Annotated in this window: 14 protein-coding genes; 11 read left to right on the top strand and 3 right to left on the bottom strand. The window is 70.5% G+C overall.

What is annotated here, in order from left to right:
* Positions 1-5 precede the first annotated feature (5 nt).
* From pyrE to fxsT (OG448_RS14245), 6 genes are all read left to right on the top strand, one after another.
* A complete protein-coding gene (pyrE, locus tag OG448_RS14270) occupies positions 6-557 on the top strand; it encodes an orotate phosphoribosyltransferase (protein ID WP_030817046.1) in 552 nt (183 codons plus the stop codon).
* A gap of 150 nt (positions 558-707) precedes the next feature.
* Positions 708-1,730 (top strand): class II fructose-bisphosphate aldolase, encoded by a 1,023-nt coding sequence (fbaA, locus tag OG448_RS14265; protein ID WP_405554029.1) that lies wholly within the window; start codon positions 708-710, stop codon positions 1,728-1,730.
* A gap of 85 nt (positions 1,731-1,815) precedes the next feature.
* Positions 1,816-3,288, top strand: coding sequence for an MFS transporter (locus tag OG448_RS14260; RefSeq protein ID WP_405554027.1), 1,473 nt, complete (start codon positions 1,816-1,818; stop codon positions 3,286-3,288).
* 122 nt (positions 3,289-3,410) lie between these two features.
* Positions 3,411-3,920, top strand: coding sequence for a hypothetical protein (locus OG448_RS14255; protein ID WP_405554025.1), 510 nt, complete (start codon positions 3,411-3,413; stop codon positions 3,918-3,920).
* Between the two features lie 178 nt (positions 3,921-4,098).
* Complete coding sequence (fxsT, locus tag OG448_RS14250) at positions 4,099-6,426, top strand: FxSxx-COOH system tetratricopeptide repeat protein (protein WP_405554023.1); 2,328 nt, start codon at positions 4,099-4,101, stop codon at positions 6,424-6,426.
* A gap of 60 nt (positions 6,427-6,486) precedes the next feature.
* Complete coding sequence (gene fxsT / locus OG448_RS14245) at positions 6,487-8,643, top strand: FxSxx-COOH system tetratricopeptide repeat protein (RefSeq protein WP_405554021.1); 2,157 nt, start codon at positions 6,487-6,489, stop codon at positions 8,641-8,643.
* A gap of 114 nt (positions 8,644-8,757) precedes the next feature.
* Here fxsT (OG448_RS14245) and OG448_RS14240 read toward each other — a convergent pair whose 3' ends face one another.
* Both OG448_RS14240 and OG448_RS14235 read right to left on the bottom strand, forming a co-directional pair.
* Entirely contained in the window at positions 8,758-9,177 is a 420-nt protein-coding gene (locus OG448_RS14240) for a DUF3151 domain-containing protein (protein ID WP_405554020.1), read from the bottom strand.
* On the bottom strand, positions 9,174-10,604 hold the full coding sequence (locus OG448_RS14235; protein ID WP_405554018.1) for a hypothetical protein: 1,431 nt from the start codon (positions 10,602-10,604) through the stop codon (positions 9,174-9,176). Before OG448_RS14235 ends, OG448_RS14240 begins: the two co-directional genes overlap by 4 nt.
* A 426-nt stretch (positions 10,605-11,030) precedes the next feature.
* Here OG448_RS14235 and OG448_RS14230 point away from each other — a divergent pair, with 426 nt between their 5' ends.
* The 3 genes from OG448_RS14230 to OG448_RS14220 all read left to right on the top strand — a co-directional run bounded on the left by OG448_RS14230 (position 11,031) and on the right by OG448_RS14220 (position 14,156).
* Positions 11,031-11,891 (top strand): tryptophan 2,3-dioxygenase family protein, encoded by an 861-nt coding sequence (locus OG448_RS14230; RefSeq protein WP_405554016.1) that lies wholly within the window; start codon positions 11,031-11,033, stop codon positions 11,889-11,891.
* Positions 11,884-13,077 (top strand): kynureninase, encoded by a 1,194-nt coding sequence (gene kynU, locus OG448_RS14225; RefSeq protein ID WP_405554014.1) that lies wholly within the window; start codon positions 11,884-11,886, stop codon positions 13,075-13,077. Before OG448_RS14230 ends, kynU begins: the two co-directional genes overlap by 8 nt.
* A gap of 185 nt (positions 13,078-13,262) precedes the next feature.
* Positions 13,263-14,156, top strand: coding sequence for an alpha/beta hydrolase (locus OG448_RS14220; protein ID WP_405554013.1), 894 nt, complete (start codon positions 13,263-13,265; stop codon positions 14,154-14,156).
* Between the two features lie 2 nt (positions 14,157-14,158).
* Here the strand turns inward: OG448_RS14220 and OG448_RS14215 are convergent, their stop codons facing one another.
* On the bottom strand, positions 14,159-14,380 hold the full coding sequence (locus tag OG448_RS14215) for a hypothetical protein (RefSeq protein ID WP_405554011.1): 222 nt from the start codon (positions 14,378-14,380) through the stop codon (positions 14,159-14,161).
* Between the two features lie 109 nt (positions 14,381-14,489).
* Here OG448_RS14215 and OG448_RS14210 point away from each other — a divergent pair, with 109 nt between their 5' ends.
* Together OG448_RS14210 and OG448_RS14205 are read left to right on the top strand one after the other, a co-directional pair.
* The gene (locus OG448_RS14210; protein WP_405554009.1) at positions 14,490-15,698 is read left to right on the top strand and encodes a cytochrome P450; all 1,209 of its coding nucleotides are present in this window, start codon (positions 14,490-14,492) and stop codon (positions 15,696-15,698) included.
* A 166-nt stretch (positions 15,699-15,864) separates the two neighbouring features.
* A complete protein-coding gene (locus OG448_RS14205) occupies positions 15,865-16,170 on the top strand; it encodes a hypothetical protein (protein WP_405554007.1) in 306 nt (101 codons plus the stop codon).
* The last annotated feature ends 4 nt before the right edge of the window (positions 16,171-16,174 follow it).

The following is a 16,174-nucleotide window of genomic DNA, read 5'->3' as shown; positions in this document are numbered from 1 at the left end:
AAGTAATGCCGTCAGGCACACGTGGCGAACTGCTCCAGCAGATCAAGGACAAGGCCGTGGTGCACGGCAAGGTGACCCTCTCCTCGGGTCTGGAGGCCGACTACTACGTCGACCTGCGCCGCATCACCCTGGACGGCGAGGCCGCCCCGCTCGTCGGCCAGGTCCTGCTGGATCTCACCGCCGACCTGGACTTCGACGCGGTGGGCGGTCTGACCATGGGCGCCGACCCGGTGGCCGCCGCCATGCTGCACGCGGCCGCCGCGCGCGGGCAGAGGCTCGACGCGTTCGTGGTCCGCAAGGCCGCGAAGGCCCACGGCCTCCAGCGCCGGGTCGAGGGACCGGACATCGCCGGCCGCCGGGTGCTGGTCGTCGAGGACACCTCCACCACCGGCGGTTCGCCGCTGACCGCGGTCGAGGCGGTGCGGGAGGCCGGCGCCGAGGTCGTCGGCGTCGCCACGATCGTGGACCGGGCGACCGGCGCCGCGGAGAAGATCGAGGCCGGGGCGGGCGTTCCGTACCGGTTCGCCTTCTCGAAGGATGAACTGGGGCTGGACTGACGGTCCGCCCGGCGCTGGACTTCTCCCCGGCCGCCAAACCGTCCGGCAGGGCAGGTCTGGAAAGATGGGGCCGACGCCGATGTCGCCCCCAGGGTCCAGGTCAGGGCCGCATATCGCAGAACGCCAACCCGCAACACGAGGAGCGGACAGATGCCCATCGCAACTCCCGAGGTCTACAACGAGATGCTCGACCGGGCGAAGGCAGGCAAGTTCGCCTACCCGGCCATCAACGTCACGTCGAGCCAGACCCTGAACGCGGCGCTGCGCGGCTTCGCGGAGGCGGAGAGCGACGGCATCGTCCAGATCTCGACCGGCGGCGCGGAGTTCCTCGGCGGCCAGTACAACAAGGACATGGTGACCGGCGCGGTCGCGCTCGCGGAGTTCGCGCATGTCGTCGCCGAGAAGTACCCGGTCAACATCGCGCTGCACACCGACCACTGCCCCAAGGACAAGCTGGACGGTTACGTGCGTCCGCTGCTCGCGCTGTCCGAGGAGCGCGTGAAGGCCGGGCGCAACCCGCTCTTCCAGTCGCACATGTGGGACGGCTCCGCCGAGACCCTCGCGGACAACCTTCAGATCGCCCAGGAGCTGCTGGAGCAGGCCCGCCGCGCGAAGATCATCCTCGAGGTCGAGATCACCCCCACCGGCGGTGAGGAGGACGGCGTCTCGCACGAGATCAACGACTCCCTCTACACCACGGTCGACGACGCGATCCGTACCGTCGAGGCGCTGGGTCTGGGCGAGAAGGGCCGCTACCTGCTGGCCGCGTCCTTCGGCAACGTGCACGGCGTGTACAAGCCGGGCAACGTGGTGCTCCGCCCGGAGCTGCTGAAGGAGCTGAACGAGGGCGTGGCCGCGAAGTTCGGCAAGCAGTCGCCGTTCGACTTCGTCTTCCACGGCGGTTCCGGTTCCTCCGAGGAGGAGATCCGCACCGCGCTGGAGAACGGCGTCGTGAAGATGAACATCGACACGGACACCCAGTACGCCTTCACCCGTCCGGTCGCCGACCACATGTTCCGTCACTACGACGGTGTGCTGAAGGTCGACGGCGAGGTCGGTGACAAGAAGCAGTACGACCCGCGCACCTGGGGCAAGCTGGCCGAGGCGGGCATGGCGGGACGTGTCGTCGTCGCCGCGAACAACCTGCGGTCGGCGGGCAACAAGATGAAGTGACCCCCAGTGGTCTCCCCCAGGGGGCCCGGCATCCCGTTCACGCGGGGGCCGGGCCCCCTAGGGGTATCCGGGGTATACCTGGGGCATGCCCGATGTCCGGCTGGCGTCCCCCAAGGGCCGGTGGATTCTGCTGACCACCGTGCTCGGCTCCAGCATGGCCCTGCTGGACTCGACCGTCGTCAACGTCGCGCTGCCCCGCATCGGCCGCGACCTCGACGCCAGCCTCGCCGCGCTCCAGTGGACGGTCAACGCGTACATGGTGACGCTGGCCGGGCTGATCCTGCTGGGCGGTTCGCTGGGGGACCGGTACGGGCGGCGCCGGGTCTTCGTGATCGGGGTGATCTGGTTCGCGGTGGCCTCGCTGATGTGCGGGCTGGCTCCGGACCCGAACGTGCTGATCATCGCCCGTGCGCTCCAGGGCGTGGGCGGGGCGCTGCTCACGCCGGGGTCGCTCGCGCTGATCCAGGCGTCCTTCCATCCCGACGACCGCAGCCGCGCGGTGGGGCTGTGGTCGGGCTTCGGCGGGGTCGGCGCGGCCATCGGTCCGTTCCTCGGCGGCTGGCTGGTGGAGGGGCCCGGCTGGCGCTGGGTCTTCCTGCTGAACGTGCCGCTCGCCCTGATCTGTGTACCGGTGGCGCTGCGGCACGTACCGGAGTCGGACGCGGGCCCGGCGCACGGGCGGTTCGACGTCCTCGGCGCGGTGCTGGGCGCGGTGTCGCTGGCGCTGCTGACGTACGCGCTGATCGAGGCGCGCTCCGCGTCCGTCGCGGTGTGGGTGACGGCGGTGGCGGGCGTGGCGGCGGCGGTGGCCTTCGTGTACGTCGAGCGCCACCGGCCGTACCCGATGCTCCCGCCGGACATCTTCGCCTCGCGCCAGTTCACCGCGGTCAACCTGGTCACGCTGTGCGTGTACGCGGCGTTCGGCGGCTTCTTCTTCCTGACGGCGCTCCAGCTCCAGGTGGTGGCGGGCTACTCCCCCCTGGCGGCGGGCACGGCCCTCCTTCCGCCCACGATCCTGATGCTGCTCTTCTCGTCCCGCTCAGGCGCCCTCGCCGACCGCGTGGGCCCCCGCCTCCCCCTGACGGTCGGCCCCCTGCTCTGCGCGGCAGCGATGCTCCTGATGCTGAGAGTGGGCCCGGACGCGGACTACGTGACGGACGTCCTCCCCGCGCTGCTGGTCATGGGCGCAGGCATGGTCACTCTGGTGGCCCCCCTGACGGCCACGGTCCTGGCCTCGGTCGACACCGCCCGGGCGGGCCTGGCGAGCGGCATCAACAACGCGGCGGCGCGGGTGGCGGGCCTGGTAGCGGTAGCCGCCCTCCCCTTGCTGACCGGAATGGGCCCGGAAGCGTACCGATCCCCGACCGCCTTCAACAGCTCCTTCGACAAGGCGATGCCGATCTGCGCAGGCGTCCTGATCCTGGCCTCCGCCCTCTCCGCCACCCTGATCCGCCACCGCCCCACCCCGAACTGCCCCCACCCGGAATGCAGGACCCACGGCAGCATCACGACTCCACCGCTGGAGAGCGGGGAGGCGGAGCCGGCATCCAGGGGATGAGCGGCGACAGGGGGGCGCTGCACTCGATCGGGTTGCTTCAACGGGCTGCCGCAACTGTGGACGAGTGTCTAGCGTGATAGCCCACGAAACCACGGTGGGCACGGACGAGGGGGGACGACATCATGTTGTTCGAGGCGATGACGGCGCTGGCTGCGGCCGGTGGCAGTGCGGTGGTGCAGGCGGCGGGTACGGACGCGTGGAACGGGTTCCGAGGGCGGGTCGCGGCGCTGTTCGGCCGGGGTGACGCGCGGCGTGAGGCGGCGGAGCTGGAACGCCTGGACCACACCGCCCAGGTCCTGACCGCCGGAGGCGAGGAAGCGCCGGCGCAGCGGGCCCGCCAGGAGGGGGCGTGGCAGGCCCGGTTCGAGGGACTGCTGGAGAACCTCGACGAGGCGGAGCGCGATCAGGTGGTGGGCGAGCTGCGGTCGCTCTTGGCGTTCGTCGCCGAGACGACGGGCGACGCGGTCGTGGGGACCGGCAAGGCGACCGCACGGGAGGGGGGCAGTGCGGTGACCGGCATCAAGCGGACTGGGGAAGCGACCGGAGGACCGGCGCGGGCCGCGAACACCGGTGACGCCGAAGCGACCGGGGCGGGCTCCAGCGCCGTCTCCGGGATCGTCCACGACCGCTGAGGCAGAGGCAGCGGGTGTGAGAGCGGACTTCGACGAGGAGCGGGCCCTGACCGGAGGTGGGGCGGGGTCGCTGCGGGCCGTGTCGGCGGGTGCTTCGGCTGGTCCGGGGGCCGGCGAGCCGGGGCAGGTCGCCAGTGACACGGGTGCGGCCACGGCCAGCGCGCCGCACAGCGTGGCGGTGAGCGGCATCTACAACGCCCGCACCGAGCTGCCGGCCGACGCGCTGCGTCCGGCGTCGGAAGTGGACGCCCGGGACGGGCTGAACGACCTGCCCTGGCGGCCTGACCACTTCGTCGGCCGGGACGGCGAACTTGACCGCCTCGACGCCGCCTTGGCCCAGCCCGGCGTGGCGTTGGTGCAGGCGGTGCACGGGCTGGGCGGCATCGGCAAGAGCACGCTCGCCGCGCACTGGGCCGAGACCCACGAGCACGGGCGCCGACCGGTGCGCTGGTTCACCGCCGACAGTCCGGCCGGTGTCCAGCAGGGGCTCGCCGACCTCGCCGTCGCCCTCCAGCCCGCGCTGAAGGTGTTGCCCGTCGACGCGCTGGCCGAGTGGGGGGTGCAGTGGCTGGCCAGCCACACCGGATGGCTGGTCGTCCTCGACAACGTCAACGACCCCGCGCACATCGCTCCGCTCCTCAGCCGGGCACCGGGCGGCCGATTCCTGATCACCAGTCGCCTCGGGGACGGGTGGGGCGGCAACGTCGCGCTGGTCCGCCTCGATGTACTGGCGCCGGACGAGTCCCTGGACCTGATCTCCTCGATCATCACCCGCAAGGGCCCCCGCGACCTGGACGGCGCCGCGGAACTGTGCGAGGAGCTGGGGCACCTGCCCCTCGCCGTCGAGCAGGCGGGCGCCTACATCGCCCAGACCCCCTTCACGACTCCCCGCACCTACCTCCAACTCCTCACGGAACACCCTGCCGAGATGTACGAGCAGGCGGGAGCCACGACTCCGGACGAGCGGACCGTAGCCCGTGTCTGGACCATCACCCTCGACCACATCGCATCCCGCCAGCCCCTGGCCGTCGACCTGCTCCGCATCCTGGCCTGGTACGCCCCCGAAGCCATCCCGGCCTCCCTGGCCAACCTTCCCGAGGGCACGCCGGTCCAGACGAACCAGGCCCTCGGTCTGCTGACGGCGTACAGCATGGTCACTCCGGACCCCGCCACGGGCACGATCGCCGTCCACCGCCTGGTCCAGGCGCTCGCCCGGACCCCGGACCCGACGAGCCCTCACCGCTCAGCGGACCTCATTGAGCGGGGTCGTGCGAGCGCGACCGCCAACATCAACACGGCCTTGCCTCAGGAGTGGGACGACCCGACCACCTGGTCTCTATGGCGCGCATTGATTCCCCACATCGAGGCCCTCACCCAACGCACCGACGAGTGCCCCGACCTCACCACCGCCCGCATCCTCAACCAGACCGGGCTCTACCTCAAAGATCAGGGCCTCACCACCCGCGCCATCAGCGCTCTGCGCCGCGCCCAGGTCAGCCACGAACGGATTTCGGGTGACGACGCACCAGGCATATTCACCATCAGAAATAACCTAGCCAGCGCCTATCTGGACGCTGGCGACCCCACCCGGGCCATCCCGCTGCATCAACAGAACCTCGAAGACCGTATCCGGGTCCTGGGCCCCGATCACCAGAACACCCTCACTACGCGCAACAACCTCGCCAATGCCTATCAGGCCGCTGGCGACACCACCCAGGCCATCGCTCTCCACCGGCAGAACCTCGAAGACCGTATCCGGGTTCTCGGCCCGGACCATCCTCATACGCTCAGCAGTCGCAACAATCTGGCCAACGCCTACCAGGCCGCTGGCGAGCCCGCCCGCGCCGCCACCCTTCACCAGCAGAACCTTGAAGACTGCAACCGGGTCCTGGGCCCTGATCACGCCTATACGCTCAGTACTCGCAACAATCTGGCCAACGCCTACCTGGACGCTGGTGACCCCACCCGCGCAATCCCGCTATTTGAACAGGCTCAGAAAGACTGCACCCGGATCTTGGGTCCCGACCACCCTCAAACCCTCGCCGCGCGCAACAACCTCGCTGCGGCTCGCCGAGGCGCCGACGACTCGACGCGTGCCATCTCCCTCCTTGAGCAGACCCTCGACGATTGCAGGCGGGTCCTCGGCCTCGACCATCCCCAAACGCTCGTTACTCGTAACAACCTCGCCAACGCTTACGGGGGCGCCGACGACGTCACTCGCGCCCTCCACCTTCTTGAGCAGAATCTCCGAGAGTTCGTTCGGATCGTCGGCCCGGACCACCCTGACACCCTCACCGCTCGCAACAATCTCGCCCTTGTCCACCGTGCGGTCGGCAATCTCGAGTACGCCATCACGCTGCTCTTGCAAAACGTGACCTTTTGCCGGGAGCGATTCGGGACTGATCATTCGCTGACCACAAGGGCTGAGCACGCCTACGCGTTGGCATGGCAGAAGCGGGCTGTGAGCGGCCCGAAGCTGGAGTTGGGACGTGCGTCGCGGGACTGAAGGGGTGCAGCGTCGACAGCGGATGGGCACAGCGGCCGCGAATCACAAGTGGGGGTGCGTATGAGCGCGGACTTCGACGGCGTGGGACCGGTCGCCTCGGACACCGGTGATGCCACGGCGGTCGGGTCGTACAGCATGGCCGTGTCCGGCAACTACACCTCCCGCGTGGAGTTGCCCGCCGACGCGCTGCGCCCGCCGTCGCAGGTTCCGGCTCATGAGGGGATGAGTAACCTCCCCCGCCACCGGAGCAGCTTCGTCGGACGTAAGAATGAACTCGGGCGTCTGGACGGTTTCTTGAGCCGGCCGGGGGCGGTGCTGGTGCAGGCCCTGCACGGGCTGGGCGGTGTCGGGAAGAGCACGCTCGCCGCGCACTGGGCCGAGACCCGAGAGCATGGCTGCCGCCCGGTGCGCTGGGTCACCGCCGACAGCCCCGCCGGTGTCGCGCAGGGACTCGTTGAGTTGGCCGTCGCTCTGCAGCCGGCGTCCAAGGTGCTGCCCGTTGAAGCGCTAGCCGAGTGGGGTTTGCAGTGGTTGGCCAGTCACACCGGCTGGCTGGTCATCCTCGACAACGTCAACGACCCCGCCGACATAGCCCCGTTGCTCGACCGCGCCCCGGGCGGACGCTTCCTGATCACCAGCCGGCTCGCCGAGGGATGGGAGGAGGACGTCACCCTGGTCCGACTCGACGTCCTGGACGCGGAGGAGTCCCTGGCCCTGATCACCTCGATCATCACCCGCAAGGGCCCCCGGAACCTCGACGGTGCCTCAGAACTCTGCGAAGAACTGGGCCATCTCCCCCTGGCCATCGAGCAGGCCGGCGCCTACGTCGCCCAGAACCCCTTCACCACCCCGCGCACCTATCTCCAACTTCTCGCCGAGCACCCCGCCAAGATGTACGAGCGCGGAGGTGCGACCACCCGCGCGGAACGGACCGTCGCCCGGGTCTGGGACATCACCCTCGACCGCGCCGCCACCCAGCAGCCCGAAGCCATCGACCTCCTACGCGCCCTCGCGTGGTACGCCCCGGAGGACATCCCCCTCCACCTATGCGCGGGGCTCGTGGACCAGCCCGCCCTGGACACCGCGCTCGGCCTCCTCAGCGCCTACAACATGATCACGCCCGACCTCGACACCGGAACGATCGCCGTCCACCGCCTCGTCCAGGCCCTCGCCCGCACCCCCGACCCCACCAACCCCCACCGCACACCCGACCTCATCGACCAGGCCCGCACACTGGCCACCACCAACCTCGACACCGCGCTGCCGCAGCAATGGACCGACCCTGCCACCTGGCCCGAGTGGCGCACGCTCCTTCCCCACATCGACGCCCTCACCGGACACGCCGCCGAGGAAACCGACACCACCAGAACCGCCCACATCCTGAACGAAACAGGGCTCTACCTCAGGGATCAGGGCCTGATCAGACGCGCGACCAGCACTCTCCAACGTGCCAACAGCAGCTATGAACGGGCGCTGGGCAACGACCACCCGGACACGCTCATAAGCCGCAACAACCTGGCCAACGCCTACCAGGGCTCCGGCGATGCGATCCGCGCCATCGAGCTCCACGAACAGAACCTCGAAGACTTTGCCCGAGTGCTCGGCCCCGACCACCCGCACACCTTCATCACCCGCAGCAACCTCGCCAACGCTTATCAGGATGTCGGTGACGTTGCCCGGGCTGTCGCCCTCCACGAACGTAACCTCGAAGATCGTGTCCGGATCCTCGGTCCCGATCACCCTCACACTCTCGCCAGCCGCAACAACCTCGCCGACGCTTATCAGGATGTCGGTGACGTTGCCCGGGCTGTCGCCCTCCACGAACGTAACCTCGAAGATCGTGTCCGGATCCTCGGTCCCGATCACCCCCACACTCTCGCCAGCCGCAACAACCTCGCAGCCGCCTACCAGCGTGCCGGTGACCTTGCCCGGGCTGTCACCCTGTTCGATCAGAATCTCGCCGACGGCGCGCGGATTCTCGGTCCCGATCATCCCCGCACCGTCATCAGCCGCAACAACCTTGCCGTCGCCCACCGCGAGGCCGGCGAACCGGATCACGCCATCATGTTGTTCAAGCAGAACTTGGCTCTGTGCCTGGAGCGGTTCGGGTCCGATCACCCGCTGACCATCGAGACGCAGGGTGCCTATACCTCGGCCTGGCAGAAACGGGCTGTGAGCGGTCCGAAGCTGGAGGTCCCACACTCATCGCGGCACTGAAGCCGCACGCGCAGGCCCGGGGACGCCGCCCCGGCGGAGCCGACTCGTCTGCGTCACTCCACACGAGTCAGCCCCCCCCGGCCGGAGTCAAGCCCCCCCGCCGAACGGCGGAGCCTACCGCCGCAGCTCCGCGTAAGCCTCCTCGCTGCTGTCCTGCAGGAACTGCCAGCAGCGGTCGGCCTCTTCCTTTTCGTCGATCGCGTCGGCCGCGCGGGCCAGGGCGGCGAGGCAGCGGAGGAAGCCTCGGTTGGGGTGGTGGGACCAGGGGATGGGGCCGTGGCCCTTCCAGCCGGCGCGGCGGAGGGCGTCGAGGCCGCGGTGGTAGCCGGTGCGGGCGTAGGCGTACGACTCGACCACGCGGCCGGCCTCGAAGGCGTCGTCCGCGAGCATCGCCCAGGCCAGGGAGAACGTGGGGTACTTCGCCACGACCTCGGCCGGGGCCAGGGAGTCCTGGTCCAGCAGGCGGTACGCCTCTTCGTTCTCGGGCAGGTGCGTCGGGTCCGGGCCGCCGAGCAGGTTCTTGTGCGTAGTCATGGCTGAAGTCTGCCACTAGGGGATGAGCTCTGACCGGGCTCGGGGAGGCGTTCGTAGACCGTCACTCGGCGGCCGCGCACTGTCTCGTCCGCAACCGGGGTGAAGCAGCTCCGGAGTGCGGCCCTCTTGGCCTTGTCCCGGCGGGCCGAGTCCCGTTTCGCCACGCCCGGCGCGTCTGTGACCAGCAGGATTCGGTCGGAGCGGAGCATGGCCGTGCGGATGCGGGACGGCTCCGCCTCCACGCCCTTCAGGGTGCCCGACGCCACCGGGGACTCCGCCAGGGCTATGTCCCGCAGCCCTGTGAAGGCGTCGGGGGAGACCAGGGCCGTGTCTCGGCGGGCCGCCGGGATGAAGAGGACCGCGTCTCCGGGGTGCTTCAGGTGGTGGACGCGGTCGGCGGCCGACAGGACGTCGTCCACGCGGCTCTCGGGGGAGCGTTTGGCCAGGGAGTAGGGGAGAAGGGCCCCAAGAGCCGACAGAAGTGCCAACGGGAGGATCAGCCGTGCGGTCCTTGGGAAGCGGGGGGCCGTCGCGTCGATCGCCCGGCCCAGTGCCGTGCCGATCAGCAGAGTCAGGCCGAGCTGGCCGAAGAGGATGTAGCGGTCCAGGAACAGGGGCTTGATCAGGGACATCCCTGTCAGGGCGAGGAGGGGGACCGCCAGTAGGGGGAGGCCCACCGAGGCGACCGAGGGTCCGCCGGGGAGCGGGCGGTCCAGGAGAGCCCCTAGGGTGCCGATCGCCAGCAGGATCGCCGGGCCGATCAGCATGTGCCAGGTCAGGGGCGGTATCCAGGAGATCTGCTCCGACTGGCCCCGGCTGAAGAGGATCAGTGGTGCCGTTCCGGAAACGGCGCCCCCTGCAGCCACCGCCCAGCGGACCCACGTACCCCGCCCCGCCCGCGTCCAGCACAGCGTCACCCCGTGCGCGACCAGCACCAGCAGCGCGAGCCAGTTCAGCAGCCCGCACAGCAGGACCGTCACGCCGTACGCGGCCCAGCGCCAGGAAGCGGGACGCTCCAGCAGCACCACCAGGAGCAGTGTCGAGACCGCCGAGCCCGCCATGACCAGCGCGTACGGTCGGCCCTCCTGGAGGTGGAACTGCACGGCCGGGAGCAGCCCGAGGGCCATTCCGGCGCCCAGCCCGGCCCAGTTCCCGGCCAGCCGTTGTCCGATGACCGTGACGCAGCCCGCCGCGACCGCGACGGCCAGTACGGAGGGCAGGCGGAGGGTCGTGGTGCCGGGGCCCAAGCAGGTGAAGAGGGCGTGCATCAGCAGGTAGTACAGGCCGTGTACGGCGTCGACCTGCTCGAGCAGGTGCCAGATGTCGGCCGTGGAGCGCCGGGCCACCTGCCAGGTCGCCGCCTCGTCCCGCCACACGCTGTGTTCCCGCGACAGCCCCCACAGCCCGAGCCCCGCGGTCCACAGCACCGGCACCACCCACAGGGGCCCACCCCTGAGGCCCCGTACGGGAACCCCGGTAAGCCGCGTACGGACCTCCAGCGAGGTCACGACCCCGCCCCCACAAAAGCGCACAGCACAGCCCGCACCCCTCCCCCGATACGCGCGAGCCCGCAATCCCCCGTGCCCCCATGACACCGACCGGCACTCCCGCCCCGCCCGCGACCATAGGTGATCTCATTCAGGAAAAGAACGGTCGTTTACGGCCAGCAAGCCGCCCCGCCACGGCCAGCAAGCCGCCCCACCACGCGCCGCAGGCCACCCCGCCAAGGTCAGCACAGCGCCCCGCCTTGCCGTATCCCATGCGATTGCGGAGGATTCCGTCTGGGGACCGGGGCCCCCGTGCCGGCATCGGCAGGGGCGGACCGCTACCCGGAGTTCAAACAGGAGACAGCGATGTCCCATCAGGCTCACCCCCCTTCCCAGGCCGCCGAAGAGGCCGCTGAGCCCGAGACCCCGCATCTCGACTTCGCCGGTACGACGCCGTACGAGGACTACGTCCGGGCCGACGTGCTCACCCACCTCCAGCACACCCTCTCCGACGACCCCGGAGAGATGGTCTTCCTGGTCACGACCCAGGTCATGGAGCTGTGGTTCACGGTGATCACACACGAGTGGGAGACCGCCGCGAAGGCGCTCCGCTCGGACGACGTGCCCACCGCGATCGCCGCGCTGAAGCGTTCCGTACGCGAGCTGGACGCGCTGAACGCCTCCTGGCGTCCGCTGGCCCAGCTCACCCCGGCTCAGTTCAACTCGTACCGGTCCGCCCTGGGGGAGGGTTCGGGGTTCCAGTCGGCGATGTACCGCCGCATGGAGTTCCTGCTCGGTGAGAAGTCCGCGTCGATGCTCGTCCCGCACCGCGGCACCCCCCGCACGTACGCCGAGCTGGAGAAGGCGCTGTGCGAGCCGAGCCTGTACGACGAGGCGGTACGCCTGCTCGCCCGCCGCGGCCACGCGATCCCGGCCGAGGTGCTGAACCGGGACGTGTCCCAGCGGTACGAGCCCGTCGACGCGGTCGAGGCCGCCTGGACGGCCGTGTACTCCGGTGACCCCGACACCGACCTCGCCCGCCTCGGGGAGGCGCTGACGAACGTCGCCGAACTGGTGTGGCGATGGCGCAACGACCACCTGGTGGCGACCCGCCGCGCGATGGGCTCGAAGGCCGGCACCGGCGGCTCCGCCGGAGTGGCCTGGCTGGAGAAGCGGGCCCGCAAGAACGTGTTCCCCGAGCTGTGGACGGCGAGGTCCCATGTCTGACCGTACGGAACTGGCTCTGCGTGCCAAGGAGTTGGACGCGGCCGACGCGCTCGCCGGACTGCGCGACCGGTTCGTCCTCGACGAGGGTGTGTACCTGGACGGCAACTCGCTCGGCGCGCTCCCCGCACACGTACCCGACCGGATGCGGGACGTACTGGCCCGCCAGTGGGGCGAGTTGCGCATCCGCTCCTGGGACGAGTCCGGCTGGTGGACCGCGCCGGAGCGGATCGGGGACCGGATCGCGCCCCTGATCGGTGCGGCACCGGGGCAAGTCGTGGTCGGCGACTCGACAAGTGTCAACGTCTACAAGGCACTTGTGGCCGCCGTCCGCATGGCAGGGGAGGGCCGGGACGAGATCCTGGTCGACGCGACGACGTTCCCCACGGACGGGTACATCGCCACCTCGGCCGCGAGGATGACGGGTTGCACCCTCCGCGCGCTGACCCCCGCCGAGATCCCGGCCGCCCTCGGCCCGCGCACGGCCGCGGTCCTGCTGAACCACGTCGACTACCGCACCGGCCGACTGCACGACCTGCCCGCGCTGACGGCGGCCGTCCACGACGCCGGTGCCCTGGTCGTCTGGGACCTATGCCACAGCGCGGGCGCGCTGCCGGTCGGACTGGACGCGCACGGGGTGGACCTGGCGGTCGGCTGCACCTACAAGTACCTGAACGGCGGCCCCGGTTCGCCCGCGTACCTGTACGTCCGCAGCGACCTCCAGGACCGTTTCGACTCGCCCCTGCCGGGGTGGAACTCGCACGCCGAACCCTTCGGGATGAACCCCGAGTACACCCCGGTGCCTGGCGCGCGGCGCGGGCGGGTCGGCACGCCGGACATCCTCTCCATGCTGGCGCTCGAAGCGGCACTGGAGGTCTGGGACGGGGTCTCGGTGGACGCCGTGCGGGCGAAGTCGCTGACCCTGACCGACTTCTTCCTGGACTGCGTGCGCGCGTACACCGAGCCCGGCCGGGTGGAGTGCGTGACGCCGCTGCGGCACGAGGAGCGGGGCAGCCAGGTCGCGCTGCGCTGCGCGGACGCCGGTGACGTGATGAAGCGGCTGATCGACCGGGGTGTGGTCGGCGACTTCCGCCACCCGGACGTGCTGCGCTTCGGCTTCACCCCGCTGTACGTCGGTTTCGCGGACGCGGAGCGGGCGGCGCGGGTGCTCGGAGAGGTGCTGGCGTAGGCGTACGCGCGGGGCGCCGGGGGGCTGTGCGGAGGGACGAACTCCGCACAGCCCCCTTTTGCCTCACCCTGGGTGACATCCCCGTGTCCGCGCACGTCACGGGCCTGATACCGTCCCGGCCAACGGCCGAATCCCCACTCTGGCCCTGGTCCGCCAAACCCCTTACGTAGCTGGAAGGTTGGAGCATGCCGGAGGACGCAAGCGCAGCCCGTGCCGCCGCCGAGGAGGAGTCGGCGTTCTCCCATCCGCCGGTCGACCCCGACGCGAGCGCCCCCTACGGGGACCACCCCGACCAGGTGATCGACTTCTATGCGCCGCGCACCGGGGCGGCGTCCGCGCCGCTGGTCGTGGTTTTGCACGGCGGGGCGTGGCGGGCGCGGTACGACCGGCGGCACATCACGCCGTTCGCGGACTTCCTGGCACGGCGCGGGTTCGCCGTCGCCAATGTGGAGTACCGGCGCGGTGGGCCGGACATCCCGGCGCAGAACACGGGCGCGGAGCCTTCTTCCGTACCGCCGGCGGGCCGCTGGCCGGAGACCTTCGACGACGTCGCCACCGCGCTGGACGCGCTGCCGGAGCTGGCCCGCGAGGCGCTGCCGAGCGCGGACGCCCGGCGCATGGTGCTCACCGGGCACTCGGCGGGCGGGCACCTCGCGCTGTGGGCGGCCGCGCGACACGTCCTGCCGGCGGACTCGCCCTGGCGCACCGACCGGCCGGCGCCGCTGCGGGGGGTCGTCGCGCTGGCGCCGATCGCGGATCTGGGGCTGGCGGAGAAGCTGGAGGTCTGCGACGAAGCTGCGGTCCAACTCCTCGGCGGACAGCACTCGTTCGCGGAGCGTGTTCCGCACGCGGACCCAGCGCTGCTCCTCCCGACGGGTATCGCCACGACCCTGGTGCAGGGCCGTACCGACCGGGATGTCCCCTACGAGGTGGCGGAGTCCTTCGCGGACGCGGCGGCCAGGGCGGGTGAGGTCGTGGGAGTCACGCTGCTGGAGGACATCGGCCACTTCCCGCTGATCGACCCGGCGGCGGACGCGTGCGCGGTGGTGGCGGAGGAGATCGCCCAACTGGCCTTTTAAAGCTATGCCTTGACCGGGTCGGTGCCGGGCCGCTTGACGAGCCGGTCGCCGACGGCCACGTCCTTCCAGAGGCGGCGGCCGATCCGCACCTTCGTGGACTCGCCGTCGGTCAGGCGGAGTTCGACGAAGTGATACATGTTCGAGCCGTCGAGCATGCCACGCGACTTGTCGGTGACGACGCCTTCCCAGGCGTCGTCCTGTCCGGGTTTGCGGGATTTGAACATGGGACGAGTCTAGGAAGACGGGGGCCCCAGGGGCAGTGCCGAGGGGCATGTCCTGGGGATGACACATGTCATCTACCCCGGTGGGGCCCGCACGGACTAGCGTCCCCCCATGGGCACCACCTTCGACCCCTGGTCACCGGAGTTCCTCGCCGACCCCTACCCGGCCTACGCCGAGCTGCGGGCACGCGGGCGGGTGATCAGGTACGAGCCGACGGACCAGTGGCTGGTGCCGCACCATGCCGACGTGTCGGCGCTGCTGCGGGACCGGCGGCTGGGGCGTACGTACCAACACCGGTTCACGCACGAGGAGTTCGGCCGGACCGCGCCCCCGCCCGAGCACGAGCCGTTCCACACGCTCAACGACCACGGCATGCTCGACCTGGAGCCGCCGGACCACACCCGCATCCGGCGCCTGGTCTCCAAGGCGTTCACCCCGCGCACGGTGGAGCGACTGCGGGGGTATGTGCACGGGCTGGCGGACTCCCTCGTGGCCGGTCTGGTCAGGGCGGGCGGCGGCGACCTGCTGGCGGACGTGGCGGAACCCCTCCCGGTCGCGGTCATCGCGGAACTCCTGGGCATCCCGGAGGCGGACCGGGCACCGCTGCGGCCCTGGTCGGCGGACATCTGCGGGATGTACGAGCTGAACCCGTCCCCGGAGGTGGCCGCGCGGGCGGTACGGGCGTCGGTGGAGTTCTCGGAGTACCTGAGGGGCCTCATCGCCGCGCGCCGCTCGGCCCCTAGGGACGACCTGATCACGGCCCTGATCGCGGCCCACGACGAGGATGACCGGCTCACCGAGCAGGAGATGATCTCCACGGCGGTCCTGCTGCTGAACGCGGGCCACGAGGCGACGGTGAACGCCACGACCAATGGCTGGCTGGCGTTGTTCGAGCACCCCGCCCAACTCTCCGCCCTCCGCGCGGACCCCGCCCTGATCCCCACGGCGGTGGAGGAGTTGCTCCGCTACGACACTCCCCTCCAGCTCTTCGAACGCTGGGTCCTGGATGACATCGACATCGCCGGCACGACGATCCCCCGAGGCGCCGAACTCGCCCTCCTCTTCGGCTCGGCGAACCACGACGAGCGTGTCTTCGACGACCCGACGAGCCTGGACCTCACCCGCAGGGACAACCCCCACGTCTCCTTCAGCGCAGGCACCCACTACTGCATCGGCGCGGCCTTGGCCCGCCTGGAGCTGGGGGCATCCATGCGCGCGCTCCTTGAGCAGGCCCCCACCCTGACCCTGGCCTCGGCCCCACCCCGAAAGCCGGGGTTCGTGATGCGGGGGTTGGAGGAGCTGAAGGTGACTGTCGCCTGAGGGCCGGGTGCCCTGGACGATCAGCGTGCCGTACTGCCCCACGATGGGCTCACGGTGCGAGCAGGTGAACACGCCACCGGGGCGGGTGCGGGTGCCTCCGGCAAGCCGTCGCGGAAAGTACTCTCGGGGAATTCGGTGGGGTCCGGGGATTGTGGAGTGTGGGGCAGTGCGGGAGTTTCTCGAAGTTCAGGTGCCGAGTTCTGAGGATTCGGAGGCTTTGCTCACCGATGAGGAGGAACGGCGTTATCGGGAGCTCCTGTTCCGGGAGTTGGGGAATGTGATCTCTGAGCGGGGGTGGGTGCGGTATCCGGCGCACTCGCCCGAGGAGCGGCGACGGTTGGTCGACGTGGCCGCTCGGCTGGGGGAGTGGTGGGGGCGGCGGGTGTTCGTGGAGGCCGAGGATGTGACGCGGCTGCGGCTGTACCTCGCCGGGTACGGGGCGGCGGCCGTGGCGGAGCCGGTCTTGGGATGATCCG

Source organism: Streptomyces sp. NBC_01171, from assembly GCF_045039805.1.
Taxonomy (GTDB): domain Bacteria; phylum Actinomycetota; class Actinomycetes; order Streptomycetales; family Streptomycetaceae; genus Streptomyces.
Note: the sequence above shows the minus strand (reverse complement) of the source record. Positions and strands in the feature narration are given on the sequence as shown.

Excerpts from the sequence above, each read along its gene's own strand:
- pyrE (WP_030817046.1), top strand. The coding sequence starts at position 6 with ATGCCGTCAGGCACACGTGGCGAACTGCTCCAGCAGATCAAGGACAAG.
- fbaA (WP_405554029.1), top strand. The coding sequence starts at position 708 with ATGCCCATCGCAACTCCCGAGGTCTACAACGAGATGCTCGACCGGGCG.
- OG448_RS14260 (WP_405554027.1), top strand. The coding sequence starts at position 1,816 with ATGCCCGATGTCCGGCTGGCGTCCCCCAAGGGCCGGTGGATTCTGCTG.
- OG448_RS14255 (WP_405554025.1), top strand. The coding sequence starts at position 3,411 with ATGTTGTTCGAGGCGATGACGGCGCTGGCTGCGGCCGGTGGCAGTGCG.
- fxsT (WP_405554021.1), top strand. The coding sequence starts at position 6,487 with ATGAGCGCGGACTTCGACGGCGTGGGACCGGTCGCCTCGGACACCGGT.
- OG448_RS14240 (WP_405554020.1), bottom strand. The coding sequence starts at position 9,177 with ATGACTACGCACAAGAACCTGCTCGGCGGCCCGGACCCGACGCACCTG.
- OG448_RS14230 (WP_405554016.1), top strand. The coding sequence starts at position 11,031 with ATGTCCCATCAGGCTCACCCCCCTTCCCAGGCCGCCGAAGAGGCCGCT.
- kynU (WP_405554014.1), top strand. The coding sequence starts at position 11,884 with ATGTCTGACCGTACGGAACTGGCTCTGCGTGCCAAGGAGTTGGACGCG.
- OG448_RS14220 (WP_405554013.1), top strand. The coding sequence starts at position 13,263 with ATGCCGGAGGACGCAAGCGCAGCCCGTGCCGCCGCCGAGGAGGAGTCG.
- OG448_RS14215 (WP_405554011.1), bottom strand. The coding sequence starts at position 14,380 with ATGTTCAAATCCCGCAAACCCGGACAGGACGACGCCTGGGAAGGCGTC.
- OG448_RS14210 (WP_405554009.1), top strand. The coding sequence starts at position 14,490 with ATGGGCACCACCTTCGACCCCTGGTCACCGGAGTTCCTCGCCGACCCC.